General features: G+C 52.3%; 19 protein-coding genes. 18 read left to right on the top strand and 1 reads right to left on the bottom strand.

The window, feature by feature from the left end; genetic code table 11:
* Positions 1-102: 102 nt before the first annotated feature.
* The 15 genes from ACFQPC_RS16600 (at position 103) to ACFQPC_RS16530 (ending at position 10,499) form a co-directional block, all read left to right on the top strand.
* A complete protein-coding gene (locus ACFQPC_RS16600) occupies positions 103-681 on the top strand; it encodes a cytochrome P460 family protein (RefSeq protein ID WP_124572335.1) in 579 nt (192 codons plus the stop codon).
* 246 nt (positions 682-927) lie between these two features.
* Positions 928-1,842, top strand: a complete 915-nt coding sequence (locus tag ACFQPC_RS16595) for an NADP-dependent oxidoreductase (RefSeq protein WP_124572334.1) — start codon at positions 928-930, stop codon at positions 1,840-1,842.
* 231 nt (positions 1,843-2,073) lie between these two features.
* Positions 2,074-2,517 carry a peptide-methionine (R)-S-oxide reductase MsrB gene (gene msrB / locus ACFQPC_RS16590; RefSeq protein ID WP_124572333.1) on the top strand — a complete coding sequence of 148 codons (444 nt, stop codon included), beginning with the start codon at positions 2,074-2,076 and terminating at the stop codon, positions 2,515-2,517.
* 1 nt (position 2,518) lies between these two features.
* A complete protein-coding gene (gene msrA / locus ACFQPC_RS16585; RefSeq protein WP_124572332.1) occupies positions 2,519-3,055 on the top strand; it encodes a peptide-methionine (S)-S-oxide reductase MsrA in 537 nt (178 codons plus the stop codon).
* A 12-nt stretch (positions 3,056-3,067) separates the two neighbouring features.
* Positions 3,068-3,745 (top strand): cytochrome c biogenesis heme-transporting ATPase CcmA, encoded by a 678-nt coding sequence (gene ccmA / locus ACFQPC_RS16580; RefSeq protein ID WP_233588228.1) that lies wholly within the window; start codon positions 3,068-3,070, stop codon positions 3,743-3,745.
* A complete protein-coding gene (gene ccmB, locus ACFQPC_RS16575) occupies positions 3,742-4,413 on the top strand; it encodes a heme exporter protein CcmB (RefSeq protein WP_124572330.1) in 672 nt (223 codons plus the stop codon). The genes ccmA and ccmB overlap by 4 nt, the downstream gene beginning before the upstream one ends.
* A gap of 16 nt (positions 4,414-4,429) precedes the next feature.
* Positions 4,430-5,185 (top strand): heme ABC transporter permease, encoded by a 756-nt coding sequence (locus ACFQPC_RS16570; protein WP_124572329.1) that lies wholly within the window; start codon positions 4,430-4,432, stop codon positions 5,183-5,185.
* Positions 5,182-5,361 (top strand): heme exporter protein CcmD, encoded by a 180-nt coding sequence (ccmD, locus tag ACFQPC_RS16565; protein WP_124572328.1) that lies wholly within the window; start codon positions 5,182-5,184, stop codon positions 5,359-5,361. Before ACFQPC_RS16570 ends, ccmD begins: the two co-directional genes overlap by 4 nt.
* Positions 5,358-5,825, top strand: coding sequence for a cytochrome c maturation protein CcmE (ccmE, locus tag ACFQPC_RS16560; RefSeq protein ID WP_124572327.1), 468 nt, complete (start codon positions 5,358-5,360; stop codon positions 5,823-5,825). Before ccmD ends, ccmE begins: the two co-directional genes overlap by 4 nt.
* Positions 5,822-7,792, top strand: a complete 1,971-nt coding sequence (locus tag ACFQPC_RS16555; RefSeq protein ID WP_124572326.1) for a heme lyase CcmF/NrfE family subunit — start codon at positions 5,822-5,824, stop codon at positions 7,790-7,792. The genes ccmE and ACFQPC_RS16555 overlap by 4 nt, the downstream gene beginning before the upstream one ends.
* Positions 7,789-8,328, top strand: coding sequence for a DsbE family thiol:disulfide interchange protein (locus tag ACFQPC_RS16550; protein ID WP_124572325.1), 540 nt, complete (start codon positions 7,789-7,791; stop codon positions 8,326-8,328). Before ACFQPC_RS16555 ends, ACFQPC_RS16550 begins: the two co-directional genes overlap by 4 nt.
* A complete protein-coding gene (locus ACFQPC_RS16545; protein WP_124572324.1) occupies positions 8,325-8,810 on the top strand; it encodes a cytochrome c-type biogenesis protein in 486 nt (161 codons plus the stop codon). The genes ACFQPC_RS16550 and ACFQPC_RS16545 overlap by 4 nt, the downstream gene beginning before the upstream one ends.
* A complete protein-coding gene (ccmI, locus tag ACFQPC_RS16540; RefSeq protein WP_124572323.1) occupies positions 8,807-9,661 on the top strand; it encodes a c-type cytochrome biogenesis protein CcmI in 855 nt (284 codons plus the stop codon). The genes ACFQPC_RS16545 and ccmI overlap by 4 nt, the downstream gene beginning before the upstream one ends.
* Before the next feature lie 188 nt (positions 9,662-9,849).
* Positions 9,850-10,356: a YkgB family protein gene (locus tag ACFQPC_RS16535; RefSeq protein ID WP_124572322.1), complete on the top strand. Its 507-nt coding sequence runs from the start codon at positions 9,850-9,852 to the stop codon at positions 10,354-10,356.
* Positions 10,353-10,499: an NrsF family protein gene (locus tag ACFQPC_RS16530; protein WP_124572321.1), complete on the top strand. Its 147-nt coding sequence runs from the start codon at positions 10,353-10,355 to the stop codon at positions 10,497-10,499. The genes ACFQPC_RS16535 and ACFQPC_RS16530 overlap by 4 nt, the downstream gene beginning before the upstream one ends.
* 43 nt (positions 10,500-10,542) lie before the next feature.
* Here ACFQPC_RS16530 and ACFQPC_RS16525 read toward each other — a convergent pair whose 3' ends face one another.
* Positions 10,543-12,195, bottom strand: coding sequence for a sigma-54 interaction domain-containing protein (locus ACFQPC_RS16525; protein ID WP_124572320.1), 1,653 nt, complete (start codon positions 12,193-12,195; stop codon positions 10,543-10,545).
* Positions 12,196-12,537: 342 nt separating this feature from the next.
* Here ACFQPC_RS16525 and ACFQPC_RS16520 point away from each other — a divergent pair, with 342 nt between their 5' ends.
* Genes ACFQPC_RS16520 through ACFQPC_RS16510 form a run of 3 tightly spaced genes read left to right on the top strand, consistent with a single transcriptional unit; the run spans position 12,538 to position 15,181 of the window.
* Positions 12,538-12,903 carry a DUF485 domain-containing protein gene (locus ACFQPC_RS16520; RefSeq protein WP_124572319.1) on the top strand — a complete coding sequence of 122 codons (366 nt, stop codon included), beginning with the start codon at positions 12,538-12,540 and terminating at the stop codon, positions 12,901-12,903.
* Positions 12,900-14,426, top strand: a complete 1,527-nt coding sequence (locus ACFQPC_RS16515; protein ID WP_124572318.1) for a solute symporter family protein — start codon at positions 12,900-12,902, stop codon at positions 14,424-14,426. Before ACFQPC_RS16520 ends, ACFQPC_RS16515 begins: the two co-directional genes overlap by 4 nt.
* Positions 14,427-14,482: 56 nt before the next feature.
* Entirely contained in the window at positions 14,483-15,181 is a 699-nt protein-coding gene (locus ACFQPC_RS16510) for a haloacid dehalogenase type II (RefSeq protein ID WP_124572317.1), read from the top strand.
* The last annotated feature ends 1,595 nt before the right edge of the window (positions 15,182-16,776 follow it).

Genomic DNA, 16,776 nt, shown 5'->3' with positions numbered 1-16,776 from the left:
TTGCGAGTGCCAAGAAAGACGACGTCTGGACTCAGTTCTACCCACTCCTGGATGACTGAAATAGCATTAAACGTATAGGCTCATCAACATAAGGAATCAGCCATGAAAATCATAGGTGCATTGGGTGTCGCTGTAATAGGAATGTTCATGATGTTCGACGGCAATGCCTACGGACAAACCGCTCCGCATTCACAGTTTGACGCGACAACAGCAGCAGTTGTAGATGATCAGGGAAATATGCATGTCCCTGCTGACTATCAAACCAGTTATCAGATGCTAGGTACATGGGCTATAGCGGAAAAAAAGGGCGCTGGCTCAAAGGAGATGCATGTGGTTTATGCATCTCCTGGAGTGATCGCCGCATATCGCAAGACGGGACGCTATCCTGATGGCTCGGTTCTTGTAAAGGAAGTATACAAAACCACCACTAAACCTATGACAACTGGAACCGTAAGCAGTGCTGACACTCTCGTTGGCTGGTTCGTTATGGTGAAAGATGACGTCGGTCGTTTTCCAAAAAACACACTTTGGGGAGACGGATGGGGTTGGTCCTGGTTCAATGCAGCTGATCCTAAAAAGACCACATCCACGGATTACAAGAAGGATTGCTTGTCCTGCCACGTGCCGGCACAAGCTTCAGATTGGATCTACAGCTACGGCTACCCACCTCTGAAGCGATAACGAGGTATAGCGTCGATGACATGTCATTAAAAATCGAGACGTTGTTCTGTATCAGACAATTCAGAAACGAAGTCATGTCGGCCAGCGGTAACGTACCAAGTTGAACAGGGCTTCTATCTCTGGAGAATTTCCAGCAAATGAAAAAATGATTGAACAGCAACTTTTCTTACACCTAAAGTGATATGTCCATTCAGCATTTCGCGTGGAGTGACATGCATCCGACGAATTAGTACAGAGGAGAAAACGATGAAGGCAATCGTAGTTACGGACAAAACTGCAGGAATAGCGGGAATGAAACTGATGGAGTGGCCCGAGCCACAGGCATCGATAAACGACGTTGTTGTCCAGATCTACGCATCGGGATTCGTTTCGACTGAAATGGAATGGCCTTCGACTTGGGTCGATCGCCGTGGACAGAACCGAACACTGTCGATTCCTGGACACGAACTGGCCGGAGTAGTCACGGCTCTCGGTTACGGTACGACAGGACTATCAGTGGGGCAACGGGTGTTTGGCCTCGCAGACTGGCATCGTGACGGTACCTTGGCCGAGTATGTGGCAATCGAGGCACGTAATCTTGCACCGCTACCAGGTGATGTTGACTTTACCGTCGGTGCGAGCCTGCCGATTTCAGGCCTGGCCGCATGGCAAGGACTGTTTCAGCACGGGCGCGTTCAAGCCGGTCAGTCCATCCTCGCGCATGGTGCGGCAGGCGCAGTCGGGGCGATGGTAACGCAACTCGCCCGAGAAGCCGGAGCCTATGTCATCGGTACTGGACGCGCCGCAGATCGTCAGACGGCACTCGACTTTGGTGCACAAGAGTTTATCGACCTCGAACATGACACGCTTGAAGACATCGGTGGAGTAGATTTGGTATTCGATGTCATTGGCGGTGATATCGGAAAACGATCGGCGCGCCTGATTCGTGCCGGTGGAACACTAGTATCCCTTGTCGGGTTGCCAGAAGTACGGCCTGACAATGGGCTAGCAATCGACTTTGTAGTTGAAGCAGACCGTACTCAATTGAATGAAATAGTCCAACGGGTGCGAGAGGGCCGATTGCGAACAAACATCGGTACCGTCTCAAACCTTGATAATGCTGTGGCTGTCTTCAATAGTACTGAACGCCACAAAGGGAAGACAATCATTCGTGCTCTGTGAGCGCTCGGAACTTTTCCACTGCCCACATCGTAAATATTCCTAAACATTGCAAAGGTATTTAAAACATTATCGATGGTGATAGTAAGGATTGTTGAAGCAATGTCTACGTCATCATCGAAGCGACATTGACCACACAAGGCGGGATTCCGATTTGCGCAGCGATAGCTGGTGACGATGCATGTGCGCTGACAGTAACACCTAGGCACTCAAGCAAGATATTGGAGGTTGATCGTGAAGTACAAAAAGTCTGAGAAGGCAATACATCAACTGACCGCGGAACAACGCCGTGTCACTCAAGAATCCGGAACCGAGCGCGCATTTTCTGGAGAGTACAACGATCACACAGAACCTGGCATCTACGTGGATGTTGTCTCGGGTGAACCTCTCTTCGCGTCGTCGGACAAATTTGAGTCAGGTTGTGGATGGCCCAGTTTCACCAAGCCTATCGTTCCAGCAAATGTTACAGCGCTGCGCGACACATCCCATGGGATGACCAGAACCGAGGTTAGGTCATCACATGGGGATAGCCATCTCGGCCACGTCTTCCCGGATGGCCCTCCTGATCGCGGTGGCCTGCGTTATTGCATCAATTCCGCGTCACTTCGCTTCATCCACCGCGATGATATGGAACGCGAAGGCTACGGCGAATATCTCGATCAAATAGAAGGAATTTAACATGCATCAACGTGCTGTACTTGCTGGCGGATGCTTCTGGGGAATGCAGGATTTGATCCGTAAGCTTCCCGGCATTATCTCGACTCGTGTCGGCTATACCGGCGGTAACACGCCGAATGCGACCTATCGCAACCACGGCAGTCACGCAGAGGCTATCGAAATCGTTTTCGATACAACGCAGACAAGTTATCGGGTACTGCTCGAATACTTCTTTCAAATTCACGATCCCACGACTTGGGACCGTCAAGGTAACGATGTAGGTACAAGCTACCGTTCGGCTATCTTCTATACAGACGACGACCAGAAAAATGTGGCAGAGGAAACGATCGCTGACGTGAATGCGTCAGGCCTATGGCCGGGTAAGGTAGTCACTGAAGTTAAACCTGTCGGAGACTTCTGGGAAGCCGAGTCCGTGCACCAGGATTATCTTGAAAATCGGCCTGAGGGATACACCTGTCACTTCCCTCGCCCCAACTGGATCCTTCGCAAGCGGGAAAGTGACAACGAATTCAATATCAGCCTAAACGCTCCCTTATAAATGCAGCACACTGTGCAAAACCTTGGCGACTTTCAGAATATCAAACTCGACGCCACCCGCCCCGTGCTTGAGGCAATTACCCTCAGTTGCGAACGGGACCAGCGCCGGCTATTCACAGGACTTTCTTTCCAATTGCAGACCGGGGACATGTTGCGTATTCGCGGCCCCAACGGTAGCGGCAAAAGCAGCTTGCTGCGATTGCTATGTGGCATGACCCAGCCGGTGTCCGGACATGTCGACCTGTTCGGTCAAGCGCTAGTCCGACAACGGGGTACCCTCGCTTCCAAATTGCTTTGGATAGGCCATGCTGCCGGCGTAAAAGCGCTTTTGACGGCAGAGGAAAACTTGGCTTGGCTAGGAGCTTTACACATGCACGGGGCGAACGCATCAATCGAACAGGCCCTATTCGCTGTCGGATTGCGCGGCTTCGAGGACACGCGTTGTCATGCGTTATCCGCTGGACAGCAACGTCGTATCGCGTTAGCACGCCTGTACTTACCCGATCTGCCAACTTTGTGGTTGTTAGATGAACCCTTCACTGCGCTAGATAAGGCGGGTACGAAGCAATTGGAAGCGCACTTGGCCAGACATTGTGACCGCGGTGGCACAGTGGTCTTAACTACACACCACGAACTCAGCCAGCAAGCATACGCCTATAAAGATCTCGATTTGGGGCAGTACGCCGCGTGAGCAAGACCTTTATCACCTTATTCAATAGTGAGCTACGCCTCTTATGCCGCCAGCCCTCAGACCTTGCGAACCCGTTAGTGTTTTTCTCCGTTGTGGTTTCCCTATTTCCACTGGCACTGGGACCACAATCGCAGTTTTTGCAAAGCGCTGCACCGGGATTATTGTGGGTTGCAGCACTGCTGGCCGTATTGTTGTCCCTAGACGGCTTGTTCCACGCCGATTTCGAAGACGGCTCGTTGGAACAATGGATGCTTTCGTCGCACTCACTGGTGGTGCTGGTGCTGGCCAAAGTATCCGCACATTGGCTTTGCAGCGGTCTTGCACTGGTGGTGCTTGCCCCGCTCTTGGCCCTAATGCTCGGCTTGCCGACCCATTCTCTCCCTGCACTAATGCTGTCGCTGTTCCTAGGCACGCCTGTGCTCAGCTTGCTCGGTGCAATCGGTGCCGCTCTCACGGTTGGCTTGCGACGCGGGGGACTATTGCTGGCCTTGTTGATCCTGCCGCTGTATATCCCGGTACTGATTTTGGGCAGTGGTGTTCTGCAAGCTACCTTACAGAATCTCCCCATCGCGGGACATCTACTTTGGCTAGCTTGTCTCGCCATACTGACAATCACCCTGGCACCATTTGCTATAGCCGCAGGACTGTCCATCAGTATTGCAGAATGAGGCGCGAACAACTCAAATGAACTGGATCTGGTTACACAAATGGGGCTCGCCCAAATGGTTCTACGACATGAGCGGCAAATGCATGCCGTGGCTAATCATCGCCAGCACATTGCTACTCACCGTTGCCCTGACATGGGGGCTGGTATTTGCTCCTCCTGACTACCAACAGGGTAATAGTTTCCGAATTATCTATATCCATGTGCCGACGGCACTGCTGGCCCAATCCATTTACGTCATGCTGGCGGCGGCCGGCATCATCGGCTTGATTTGGAAAATAAAGCTGGCGGATGTGGCCCTACGACAGGCCGCCCCCGTCGGTGCCTGGATGACGGCCATCGCGCTAATCTCGGGAGCTATTTGGGGCAAACCCACGTGGGGTGCCTATTGGGTATGGGACGCGCGCCTGACCTCCATGCTCATTTTGCTATTTCTATATCTGGGCGTTATTGCGTTGGGCCAAGCAATCACCAATCGCGACAGTGCCGCTCGAGCTTGTGCGCTGCTCGCCGTGGTTGGTGTCGTCAACATTCCCATCATCAAATATTCGGTCGAATGGTGGAACACTCTGCACCAATCCGCCAGTTTTTCGTTATCAGAGAAGCCAGCCATGCCTGTACAGATGTGGCTGCCACTACTGTTGAGCGTGCTGGGTTTCTATTGTTTCTTCGCGGCTGTGCTGTTTGTACGAATGCGCCTAGAAGTGCTGCGGCGCGAAGCCGGTAGCCGCTGGGCTACCGACGAAATCGCCCGACTACTCAAGGACCGGACATGACTAGGTTTACATCGTTCTCTGATTTTCTCATCATGGGCAACCATGGCGGCTACGTCTGGAGCGCCTACGGCTTGTGCATGGCACTGTTGGCATTGAACGTGGTTTTGCCACTGTTGGCTCGCCGCCGCTATTTAAACGAACTGGCGCGTCGCCAACATCGGGAAAGGCTGCCATGACACCTGTTCGAAAAAAACGTCTGTACTGGATACTGGCCTTGGTCTGTGGTGTCAGTGCTGCCGCGGCTTTAGCACTCGCCGCTCTGCGAGAAAACATCAACTTGTTTTACACCCCGAGTCAGATCGCAGCTGGTGAGGCGCCGCAGGGTGCTCGCATTCGCGCAGGCGGCCTCGTAGAGACAGGATCACTAAAGCGCAGCCAAGACTCGTTGACACTGCGATTCAGCGTCACCGACGGCAGCCGTAGCATCATCGTGCGCTACCAAGGCATCCTACCTGACTTGTTCCGCGAGGGTCAGGGCATTGTCGCGTTGGGAAAACTCGACCCCGACGGTGTTTTGCAAGCCGATGAGGTACTGGCCAAGCACGACGAGAACTACATGCCGCCCGAAGCCATGCATGCGCTCAAACAAGCTGGGGCAAATGGCCATCTGCCGCGCGACAACCCGGAGTCCGCTCGATGATCCCTGAACTCGGGCTATTAGCCCTGATCTTGGCACTATGCTTCGCTCTAGTTCAAGCCACCATTCCACTGGTCGGCGCGTGGCGCGATGATTGGTGCTGGATGGCGCTGGCAAGACCGGCTGCTTGGGGTCAACTTGCGTTCCTAGTGTTTTCATTCGCTTGTCTGGCTCATACTTTCCTGACCGACGACTTCTCGGTCGCGTATGTAGCACAAAACTCCAACAGTAGGCTACCCTGGTACTACAAGCTCAGCGCGATTTGGGCCGCACACGAAGGTTCGCTCCTGTTATGGGTTTTGATACAGGCCTGTTGGACATTTGCGGTGTCAATCGGTGCCCGCCAATTACCCGCGGCGATGCTGGCACGAGTTTTGGCCGTGATGGGTATGATCAGCTCTGGCTTTCTGCTGTTCCTGATCGACACCTCCAATCCTTTCATCCGCCTATTGCCCAATGTCCCCATTGATGGTCGTGACCTTAATCCCCTGCTACAAGACATCGGCTTAATCGTCCATCCACCCATACTCTACATGGGCTACGTCGGTTTCTCGGTGGCGTTCGCATTTGCTATCGCGGCCCTGATCGAAGGTAAACTCGACGCCGCTTGGGCACGCTGGTCTCGCCCTTGGACAACCGTGGCTTGGGCATTTCTAGGTGTGGGTATCGCTCTTGGATCATGGTGGGCTTATGCAGAGCTTGGCTGGGGTAGTTGGTGGTTCTGGGATCCAGTCGAGAACGCCTCATTCATGCCGTGGCTAGTGGGAGCAGCACTGATTCACTCTCTTGCGGCAACTGAAAAACGCGGCGTGTTCAAGAGTTGGACCGTACTACTTGCGATCGCTGCATTCTCACTGAGTTTGTTGGGCACTTTCCTAGTTCGTTCAGGCGTGTTGACCTCCGTTCATGCCTTTGCTACCGATCCTGCACGCGGCGTATTCGTGCTGGTATTTCTACTGGTGGTAGTAGGCGGTTCGCTTACGTTATTTGCGTTGCGAGCACCGGTCGTCAAGAGTCAGGCCGGCTTCGGAATCTTGTCGCGCGAGACACTATTATTGGTGAACAACCTCCTGCTATCAGTAGCAGCGGCCATGATCCTTCTAGGCACACTCTACCCTCTAATTCTCGATGCGCTAACCGGTGCCAAACTGTCTGTCGGCCCACCCTACTTCAATGCCATGTTCGTTCCACTAATGGCACTGGTGATGGTCGCAGTTGCCATCGGCATGTTCACACGCTGGAAAGACACGCCGGTGCGCTGGCTGGCGCGCATGCTCTTCCCAATATTGGTAGTCAGTCTGTTGATTGCACTGACCATTGCGACGCTGCAGGACCGATCGAGTTGGGTAGTGGCGGGAAGCTGCTTGCTGGCTGCTTGGGTCGTGTTGGCAGGCCTACGCGACATCTTCGACAAAACGCGTCACAAGGGACTACTCAAAGGTCTGCCGACATTGGGTCGTAGCTATTGGGGCATGCAACTGGCCCACTTGGGCTTCGCTGTATGTGCGTTGGCCGCTGTACTAGCCACCGTCGGCAGTCTCGAGAGAGAACTGCGCATGGCGCCGGGCACAGCCATCGACCTGGGCGGCTATTACTTTTTATTCGAAGGCACGACTCGGCTCCAAGGCCCCAATTACGTCACTGATCGTGGCAGCGTACGCGTCTTTCGTGACAGCCGTGAGGTCGCCGTGATGTATCCCGAAAAACGTATTTACCAAGTCCAACAGGCCACCATGACCGAGGCAGGAATTCAGGCCGGCGTCACCCGTGACCTGTTCGTGGCTCTGGGTGAACCGCTAGCTGACGGCGCCTGGGCAGTTCGAATACAGATTAAGCCGTTCGTGCGCTGGATCTGGCTCGGCGCGTTGCTGATGGCTTTGGGCGGCATGCTAGCAGCCACTGACCGACGCTATCGCACCGGAAAACGCCAACTGGATTCGGACACGCACATGACTGGAGTACAGCCATGAAGCGATTGATGCTGCTGTTGCCGCTGGCCTTATTCCTATCCATCGTGGTACTGCTCTATCGCGGCCTGTTCCTCGATCCAACCCGGTTGCCCTCCGCACTAGTCGGCAAGCCCTTCCCCAGCTTCGCGCTGCCGTCTCTCGACGACACATCGCACATGTTGACACGCGACGACCTCAAGGGAAAACCGGCATTGGTCAACGTCTGGGCGACATGGTGTACATCCTGCCGTCAGGAACACCCCCTGTTGACCAAACTGGCCAATCAGGGTGTTGCGATCTACGGTGTTAACTACAAGGACGACCGGGATGCGGCACAACATTGGTTGCGTACCTTGCACAACCCGTACCGGCTAAATATAGAGGATGCGGCCGGCACATTGGGTTTGGACCTTGGCGTATATGGCGCGCCCGAGACTTTTTTCATCGACGCCCAAGGCATTATTCGTGACAAGTACGTTGGCATCATTGATCAGCATGTTTGGGACGAAGAACTGGCCCCCATTTACAACAAGTTGCTGCAGGAAGTTGCGCCATGAAGCGCTTGATCATAGCGATTGTTCTCGGCCTTGGGCTACTAGGTAGTAGCCAAGCCGCCATCGACACGCGTGAATTTGCCAACGACAGCCAACGCCAGCGCTATCACGATCTGACTTCGATACTGCGCTGTCCCAAGTGTCAGAACCAAAACATTGCGGAATCAAGTTCGCCCATCGCCAGCGATTTACGCGGCGAGATCTATCGCATGCTGGGTGCAGGTCAAAGCGACGAACAGATCATTGACTTCATGGTCTCGCGCTACGGCGATTTCGTACTATACGACCCCCCACTATCCTCCCGGACAGCGCTGCTGTGGTTAGGTCCGGCTACGTTATTGCTCATTGGAGGCGCGGCCATAGCTGCCATCGTCGCAAGCCGGCGCCGACGTCGGGTAGCCGGAAACGCATTGTCCAATACCGAACAGCGTCGCCTGGCCGATCTGCTGCAAAAGACGAATCCACCTATCGAGCAAGATTCATGACCATTTTTTGGCTCTACGCGGGACTACTGTTCGCAGCAGCTCTAGCTTTTATTTTGGTGCCACAACTGCGCCTTCCTCGCAGGCGTGTCGACGTTAATCGCACCCATTTGAATGTTGGACTTTACCGCGAACGTCTGCGCGAATTAGAAACACAGCATGGCACTGACACCCTCGACGCGATGCAATTCGAAGCGCGACGGGTCGAGGCAGTCCGCAATCTGCTGGACGATGCGCAGGATCCTGAGCATGCCGCCGGCACTTCCCTGGGTCGAGCCATTCCGCTGATTGCGGCACTGTCGACCCCGTTACTTGCGCTAGTACTGTACCTACACTGGGGCTCACTGGATCAACTTGTACAGGCGCGCCAACACACGGGAAGTTCGAATCCAGATATCGAAAAAATAACTGCGAGTCTGGAAACATTGTTAGCCACATCGCCCGAGTCGGCCGAAGGTTGGTCATTGCTGGGGCGCGCCTACATGAAGGAAGAACGCATGGTCGATGCAGCCCGAGCGTTCGAACGTGCCGCCACTTTGGCGGGGCGACCGTCCGAACTGTTGGGACGTTGGGCCCAGGCATTGTATTTCGCAGGCGATAAGCAATGGACGCCCCAACTACAGGCACTGACCGATGAAGCTCTGGCTAGCAACCCGCAAGAAGCAGCCAGTCTGAAACTGCGAGGCATGGCAGCGTTACAGGCGGGTCACTACGCCGAGGCAGTCAACTACTGGGAACGTTTGGTAGCCACCCTACCTGAGGGAGACCCACAGCGCACCGCTATCTCCGGTGACATTGCACGCGCCCGCAAGTTGACAAAGGCATCGGTCACGAAAGATTCATCGCCACCGTGAACTAGACTCCCCTTCATCTTACTTAATGATATCGGCCATCGGTGCCGTACCGATGTTGAATGGATTGATTCGTTACTTGATCCTTTTCGGAATTTTATTGAGCAAATGCAGTCTCGAAACAGGTATCAGAGTGACCTAAAGTAGAGGCTTCTAACCATCCAATCAACAACTAAAAGGGAAACCAAAAAATGAACATCTGCACAAATCAAACACGTCTACAAATCGCCGAAAAAAGTGTCGGATCGCTCTCGTCTCTGGCCTTGCTCAGATGGGCATTGATCATCGTCTTTCTTTGGTTTGGTGGAATGAAATTTACTTCTTACGAAGCGAATGCCATCGCTCCATTCATCGCCAACAGTCCTGTTATGAGTTGGTTGCATTCTCTATTTGGAATTCAAGGAACAAGTTACGTTATCGGTGTACTTGAATTATCCACTGCAGCTGCCCTGATTTTGGGAGCTTTCCAACCCATCTTCTCAGCATTGGGCGCGGCCATGTCAGCTGCGACCTATCTAATCACGTTCACTTTTTTCTTTAGCACACCCGGTGTAGCAGAGGTAACGGCTGGTGGCTTTCCAGCTATTGGAGCTATGCCTGGCCAATTCCTTCTTAAGGATCTTGTACTGTTAGCGGCATCGATTTCCCTCCTTCAGGCGTCTTTCCAAGGTCCGCAATCCAATATTCAAAGGCCATGATGCAAAAAATTGTCAGAATACATTGCCTAGAAACAGCCACGCCCTTTGTTAGCTTCTGGTACTTGCTCGGACTATCAATTGCAACCTTATTTGGCCGATTGATCGAGCCACATGTATTGTGTTGGTATGTCTCGGAGCCTTAAAGAGCGCGCGCCGCAGGAACGAGCGCCCATAACTGCGCCAACATCAATCCATCTTAAGCCGCCGAACTACGGTTGATTGGCTTATCTGCAGATGTTTAGCAGCCGCACGCGTGCTGCCATAGCGCTCTACTGCCTCCTGCACGATTTTACGTTCAAAATGTGCAGAGCGTGCCTTGATATCGAGATTTGCCATATCGCCTTCGAGTTCAGTTGGACGCAGCAGCGTCGGCAAACTGTCCGACCGAATCAACGATTCCGGTGCCGTCACAACTAGTCGTTCAACCATGTTACGCAACTCACGTACGTTTCCTGGCCAGTCGTAGTCAAGTAGTGCCGCCAAAGCCTGCTCCGAAAGTCTTTTATCAAAGTCGTATTGCGCATTGAGTTCATCCAGAAAATGCTGGATCAATGGCAATATGTCTTCACGCCGCTCACGCAACGGTGGCACGTGGAGCGGCACCACATTAAGTCGATAAAAGAGATCACTGCGGAACTGGCGTGCATCTACCATCACCTGTAAATCACGATTAGTTGCCGCTACTACTCTGACATCGACATGGATCGGCCGCGTTCCGCCCAAGCGTGTCAACGTGCGATCTTGCAAGACCTGCAGGAGTTTGACTTGCAAATCTAATGGTAATTCACCAATCTCATCAAGGAACAGTGTACCTTTGTCGGCCACTTCGATCATGCCAACCTTGCCCTGACGTTGTGCTCCAGTGAAGGCACCCGCTTCGTAACCAAACAGTTCAGACTCCAGCAGGTCTCGCGGAATGGCGCCACAGTTGATTTTCACAAAGGGCCCCTTGTGATGCGCACTTTCCTTGTGAATCAGGCGAGTCAGCACCTCCTTGCCAGCACCGGATTCCCCCGTAATCAATACAGTCGCATTCACCTTCGCAACCTTTTGAGCAAGTGCGGTAATTTGCTGCATGGCAGGACTGCGTGTAATAAGGCCAGCGATAGCGGGATTACCCATACGTAGCTGGCTTACCTCCATTTCGAAGCGATGTAGTTTTTCCCGAGCTCGCGCCAACTCCTCCTGCAATTGAATAAGTTCAGTCGTATCGCGTGAATTAATAATGACCTTGCGTACCGCACCTTGATCGTCTAACAAGGGAATGCCCGTAACCATAATGGTCTTACCGATGCTCGTTTCCTGTACGGCACTGATACGCTGACGACTCTCAATCACGCGCATGGCGATGACAGGACTGATCAGGCCACTACGCTGAAATTCCGACACGTGTCGACCAATCATTTCACTGGCTGACACTCCGTAATTGCGCTCACACCCCTCATTAACCATTAAGGTGTTACCCATGCCATCTGCGATAAAAATGCCGTCAAATGAATTGCGATAAATCTCTCGGAAATCCTGGTACATCTGTTCAAGCTGCTGCATCTGCGGCGCGAACTTCACTGCGGTGGCGGTCGGCCACAATAACAGCGCTTCACTTTCTTCAAGCACCTCACATTCAGCCTGATATTGCTCCCCCTCAACTTCGACCATACCTATCGGTGCTATGCCACCGCTAAGCCATTGATCAAGGGCAGGAACATCAATCGATGCAAATTTTGGATGATGGGTGCCGAAGAAATCATTAAACCAGACAGACCCGTCTCGTTGCCGCGTAATGATACCGATGGGCAGCCGCGACAACAGGGCAGCAAGGGCTTGAGGTGATGGCGACATGAAACCTCCAGGGTTAGAAACGAACTTTCTACAAATGCAAATTTGCCGCTGATTCAATTATGAATCAATTTGTAAAAGTATGGGAACTCCTTCTTTACTCTAAATAAATTAGGTTAAAACCAGAAATAATCTAATTTATTCAATGTGATTCTTCTATGACTCACATTGATTCTACTTTGACTCATATTTTTCTATTTTTCTCAATAAAATTTTCCACATCCATCTTCTTTTTCTTACAAATCAATGACTTATGCATTTGGCACGAAGACTGCTAAAGGAGTGATGCCGTCAATTGCCCGTTAGAGGCACGAGAGGCATAACTTCACATCAGGAGACACGGAAATGGCTGCAAATTTATTACTCACCGAGCACGAACCGCTCACCGCCCCACCTCACACGCAATATTTACAATCCTGCAGTTCACCAGGATTTCGCGATTTGATGCAGGCAAAAAAACGCATCGTAGGTCCCTTGCTAGTGGTCAGCCTCGGTTTCTTTTTTTGTCTCACGCTGCTAGCGGGATTCGCCAGGCCGCTGATGTCAACCAAGCTCGTAGGGGCGCTCAATATTGGATTCTTCCTGATCCTGCTGGCCTACCTAGTCTGCTGGGCGGCGGCCGTGTTGTATGTACGGGCCGCCAACAATATCTTTGATAGAAAGGTCAACGCCATGGTTGGCGCCAAGCACGCAAGGAGCAACCAATCATGAAGCTCCTCACACTTGGCATTTTTGTGTTGATCCTGTCACTCACGCTAGTAGTAACTTACTGGGCTGCGCGGCGTACCAATACCACCAGCGAATTCTATGCGGCTGGCGGCAACCTGTCGGCCAAAGAAAATGGCTTTGCCCTCGCCGGCGACTGGATGAGCGCTGCAGCCTTTCTCGGCTTTACCGGTTTGACTGCCTTATACGGCATGGACGGATCGCTTTACGCCGTCTCGGCGCTGGCAGCCTTTCTGCTGATCTTGATGGTCGTAGCAGAGCCGATCCGTAACACAGGACGTTTCACATTGGGTGATGTCATCGCCTACCGAATGCAACGCCCGCAAGCGCGTCTCGCTGCAGTAGTCGGCACGGCTATCGTCAATGTGGCTTACATGATTCCGCAACTTGCGGGAGCCGGTGCACTGATGAAATTGCTGCTCGGTGTGCCCTATTCCACCGCGGTTATCTTCGTTGGCATCGGCATGGTAGTGTACGTACGCTTCGGAGGCATGATCGCCACTACCTGGGTGCAGATCATCAAGGCTGTACTATTGTTGGCCACTGCTACCGTACTGGTGACTTGGCTGTTGGCGAAAGTTGGCTTTAACCCGCTTAAGTTATTTTCCACTGCGGAAGACAAATACGGTCTGCAGATGCTCGCGCCCGGCAATTATCTGAAACATCCACTGGACGCATTTTCGCTGTCACTCAGTCTGATCGTCGGTACTGCTGGCCTTCCACACATCATGACGAGATTCTTCACCGTGCCTGACGCAAAGACTGCACGGAAATCAGTCATCTGGCTGATGTTCCTGGCGGGTTCGTTCTTCCTTGCCACGACCCTCATTGGCTTTGCCGCCGCGATCTTCGTTGGTCAGGATGCAATTCGCGCCGTCGACAAAGGCGGCAATCTTGCCCTGCCTCTGTTGGCACAAGCCTTAGGGGGTGGCGCCGGCTCAATCGGAGGAGAGATATTCCTCGCGGTAGTCTGCGCGGTAGCCTTTGCAACCATCCTCGCGGTAGTCGCGGGCCTCACCCTAGCCACATCCGGCACCGTAGCACACGACTTGTATGTGAATGTAATCCGCCACGGCAAAGTCAGTGAAGCAGATCAAGTCCGCGTAGCAAAACTCTCGACCCTGGCTATCGGCGTAATTGCAACAGCGCTCGGGTTACTAGCTGAAGGTGTGAATGTCGCAGTGCTAGTAATCCTTGCCATTTCTATCGCGGCGTCGGCAAATTTCCCGGTCATAGTGCTGTCGCTGTTCTGGAGACGCTTCAATACTGCGGGTGTTATTGGCGGCATCACGGTCGGTCTGGTATCGGCTGCTGGTCTGGCTTTTATCGGTCCAGCATTCATGGGTAAGACAGCGATTTTCCCAATCGTGAATCCAACCGTTCTCAGCCTGCCCCTCGGCTTTCTAGGGGCGATCGCGGGTACTTTCCTCGGCGGTAGGGACCTAGCCAATGAAGAACGCTTTGAAGAGGTTCTATACCGTGCACAGACCGGTGTTGAAGTTCATTAATCATCCATTTATTTAACTTACGGCGAGGAAGCCGTAACATCAAAGGAGAGCAGTAAATGAAAAATATCAAAAGTATCGTCTTCGATCTTTATGGAACCTTGTACGATGTTCAGTCTGTAAGCAAACTATGTGAAGAGGTTTATCCCACGATGGGCGATGCCATCGCAATATTGTGGCGTCAAAAACAACTGGAGTACACCTGGTTACGAAGCCTGATGGATCGCTATGTGAATTTCGAAAAGACAACCGAAGATGCGCTCCGCTACACCTGCGCTCATTTCGAACTCAAACTCGATGAAACATTACACCGCCGTCTCAGTGATGCCTACTTGCACCTTCAGCCACACCGAGATACGCCTGCCGCGTTACAACGACTGCGTGACGCGGGTTTCCCGTTAGGGATCATTTCTAACGGTTCGATTGCGACCATTTCACAAGTGGTAGAGAACTCGAAATTGGGCTGGGCCTTCGACGACTTAATCAGTGTCGAATCAGTGCAAGTATTCAAGCCACACTCGAGCGTCTATGCATTGGCTGAGACGCGTATGGGGCTGCCACGAGAAAATGTGCTGTTCGTTTCCTCCAATGCTTGGGACGCAACGGCAGCCGCACATTTTGGTTTCCCAGTATGTTGGGTAAATCGACGCAATTCGGTATTCGAGGAAATGGGCGTACGGCCCACATACACAGCGCCAAATCTTGAAACTATGACTGACATGTTACTGGAACAGCAAGTCGCTCTGGGCGCAGCTTGACCTTTCGTCCGGTTGGCATGTCGTCGCCGCAAGGTTGGCGGCATGCCATAACTGCCAATCTTAGACCTTTCCGGCTTTGTTGCCCCGCTTCCATGATTGATTATCTATCGCGATTATCATTAGGTCGTGCTGTTCTCTGGTGCTATTTCATCTGGTACAGCCTTACCATCTTCTGGTATTTCGACCCGTCTCCCACGCTTTGGCTAACCTCACTCGGCATTGGTACAATGATGGGCTTCGGCCTACTTTTTAGCACCACCGGTTTTCCTTTTACACCAACCAACCTAAGCCAGTGGCAAATTTTCCGTTTTTTCTTCATGCCGTTTTGCGTATCAAGCTTCTCAGCCATAGTAAAGGGACACGGGTTTACATTCATTGTTTTTCCGACTTCAAGGCAAACGGTTACCGCTGCCACTATATGTACTATATTTTGCCTTCTGGTTGTCTCACTGAAGGGAATGAAGAACGCGACATCATGAAATGCTATACACCCCGAAAGATAGGAGCTGCGAAGTTGGGCAAACAATGAAATCAGACCAAACCTTTATTGAATTGTGCCGAAACTTGACCCGTATTTGCATCGAATTTTGACCCACCCTATTAATGTAATTTGAGGTTAGGTTGAGATTAATCGAGTAGTTTTCTCCTCTTTGTCTAGTTGTTGTTGATTTGCTCGCAGAGTTGGCCCGCTCTAACTGAGTTACCTTCCGTTGTCTAGCGAAGGCTGCGACACGACCCTTCAGATCTCGATGCACACAAGTCGATGTGCCTCTGTTTCAAAGTCCGTCGTTGCTTGCGTGACTTCGTCGCCTCAGTCTTTAACCAGGTTGAAAGCGTGTTTGCCGAGAGAAGTCGGGGAACGTCGATCAGCATAGGCTAGCTCGACAGTTTCAGCGTGTAGATATCGCCGAACGGTGTTTCGAGAGATGCACAATCGTTTAGATATCACCCTTAAAGACACATGGTCACGAAGGTGCCAGCGTCGAATTATTCCAAGTAAAACCACGTCGATCACTCCATATCTCCTACTCACTTTGGTAAGTAGGATTGTGTTCTAAACGTGGGACAGTTTTCGATGCAAATCAACAAGCGCCCTATTTGCGGGGGTATTTTTGGGGGTATGAAAAAAATTCGTATCAAAAAAAACCTTTATCTATATTGCCTATTTGACTGAATGTGAGGGACGCCGCCTCCACCACAAATACAAAAGGTCATCCGTCAGGATGGCCTTTTTTATTTGTATCGACGCAGAGGAAATCGAAGCCGCGGCACGCGCGGCGAAGCCAGGGTTGCGTAACGCATGCGTTACGCTGGCTGAGCGATGTGCGCTTGCAAGCGCACATCCGGGAGATTCCCGCCGCCTCCACCACCAATACAAAAAGGCCATCCGCTAGGGTGGCTTTTTTTATTTGTATCGACGCAGAGGAAATCGAAGCCGCGGCACGCGCGGCGAAGCCAGGGTTACGCAACGCATGTCTGTGCTACCTGAGCGGTTTACGCCTGCAAGCGGGATCCTAAGTCACAATAAAAAGAAGTTACATGACAAGGACCAGGCCCAGGCAGAAGCTAAGCGAAAGGACAGGTCGAAGCGTCAC

Origin of the sequence: Herminiimonas glaciei (assembly GCF_042664955.1) — a bacterium.
Classification (GTDB): domain Bacteria; phylum Pseudomonadota; class Gammaproteobacteria; order Burkholderiales; family Burkholderiaceae_D; genus Oxalicibacterium; species Oxalicibacterium glaciei.
This window is presented reverse-complemented; position numbering and strand designations above follow the sequence as displayed.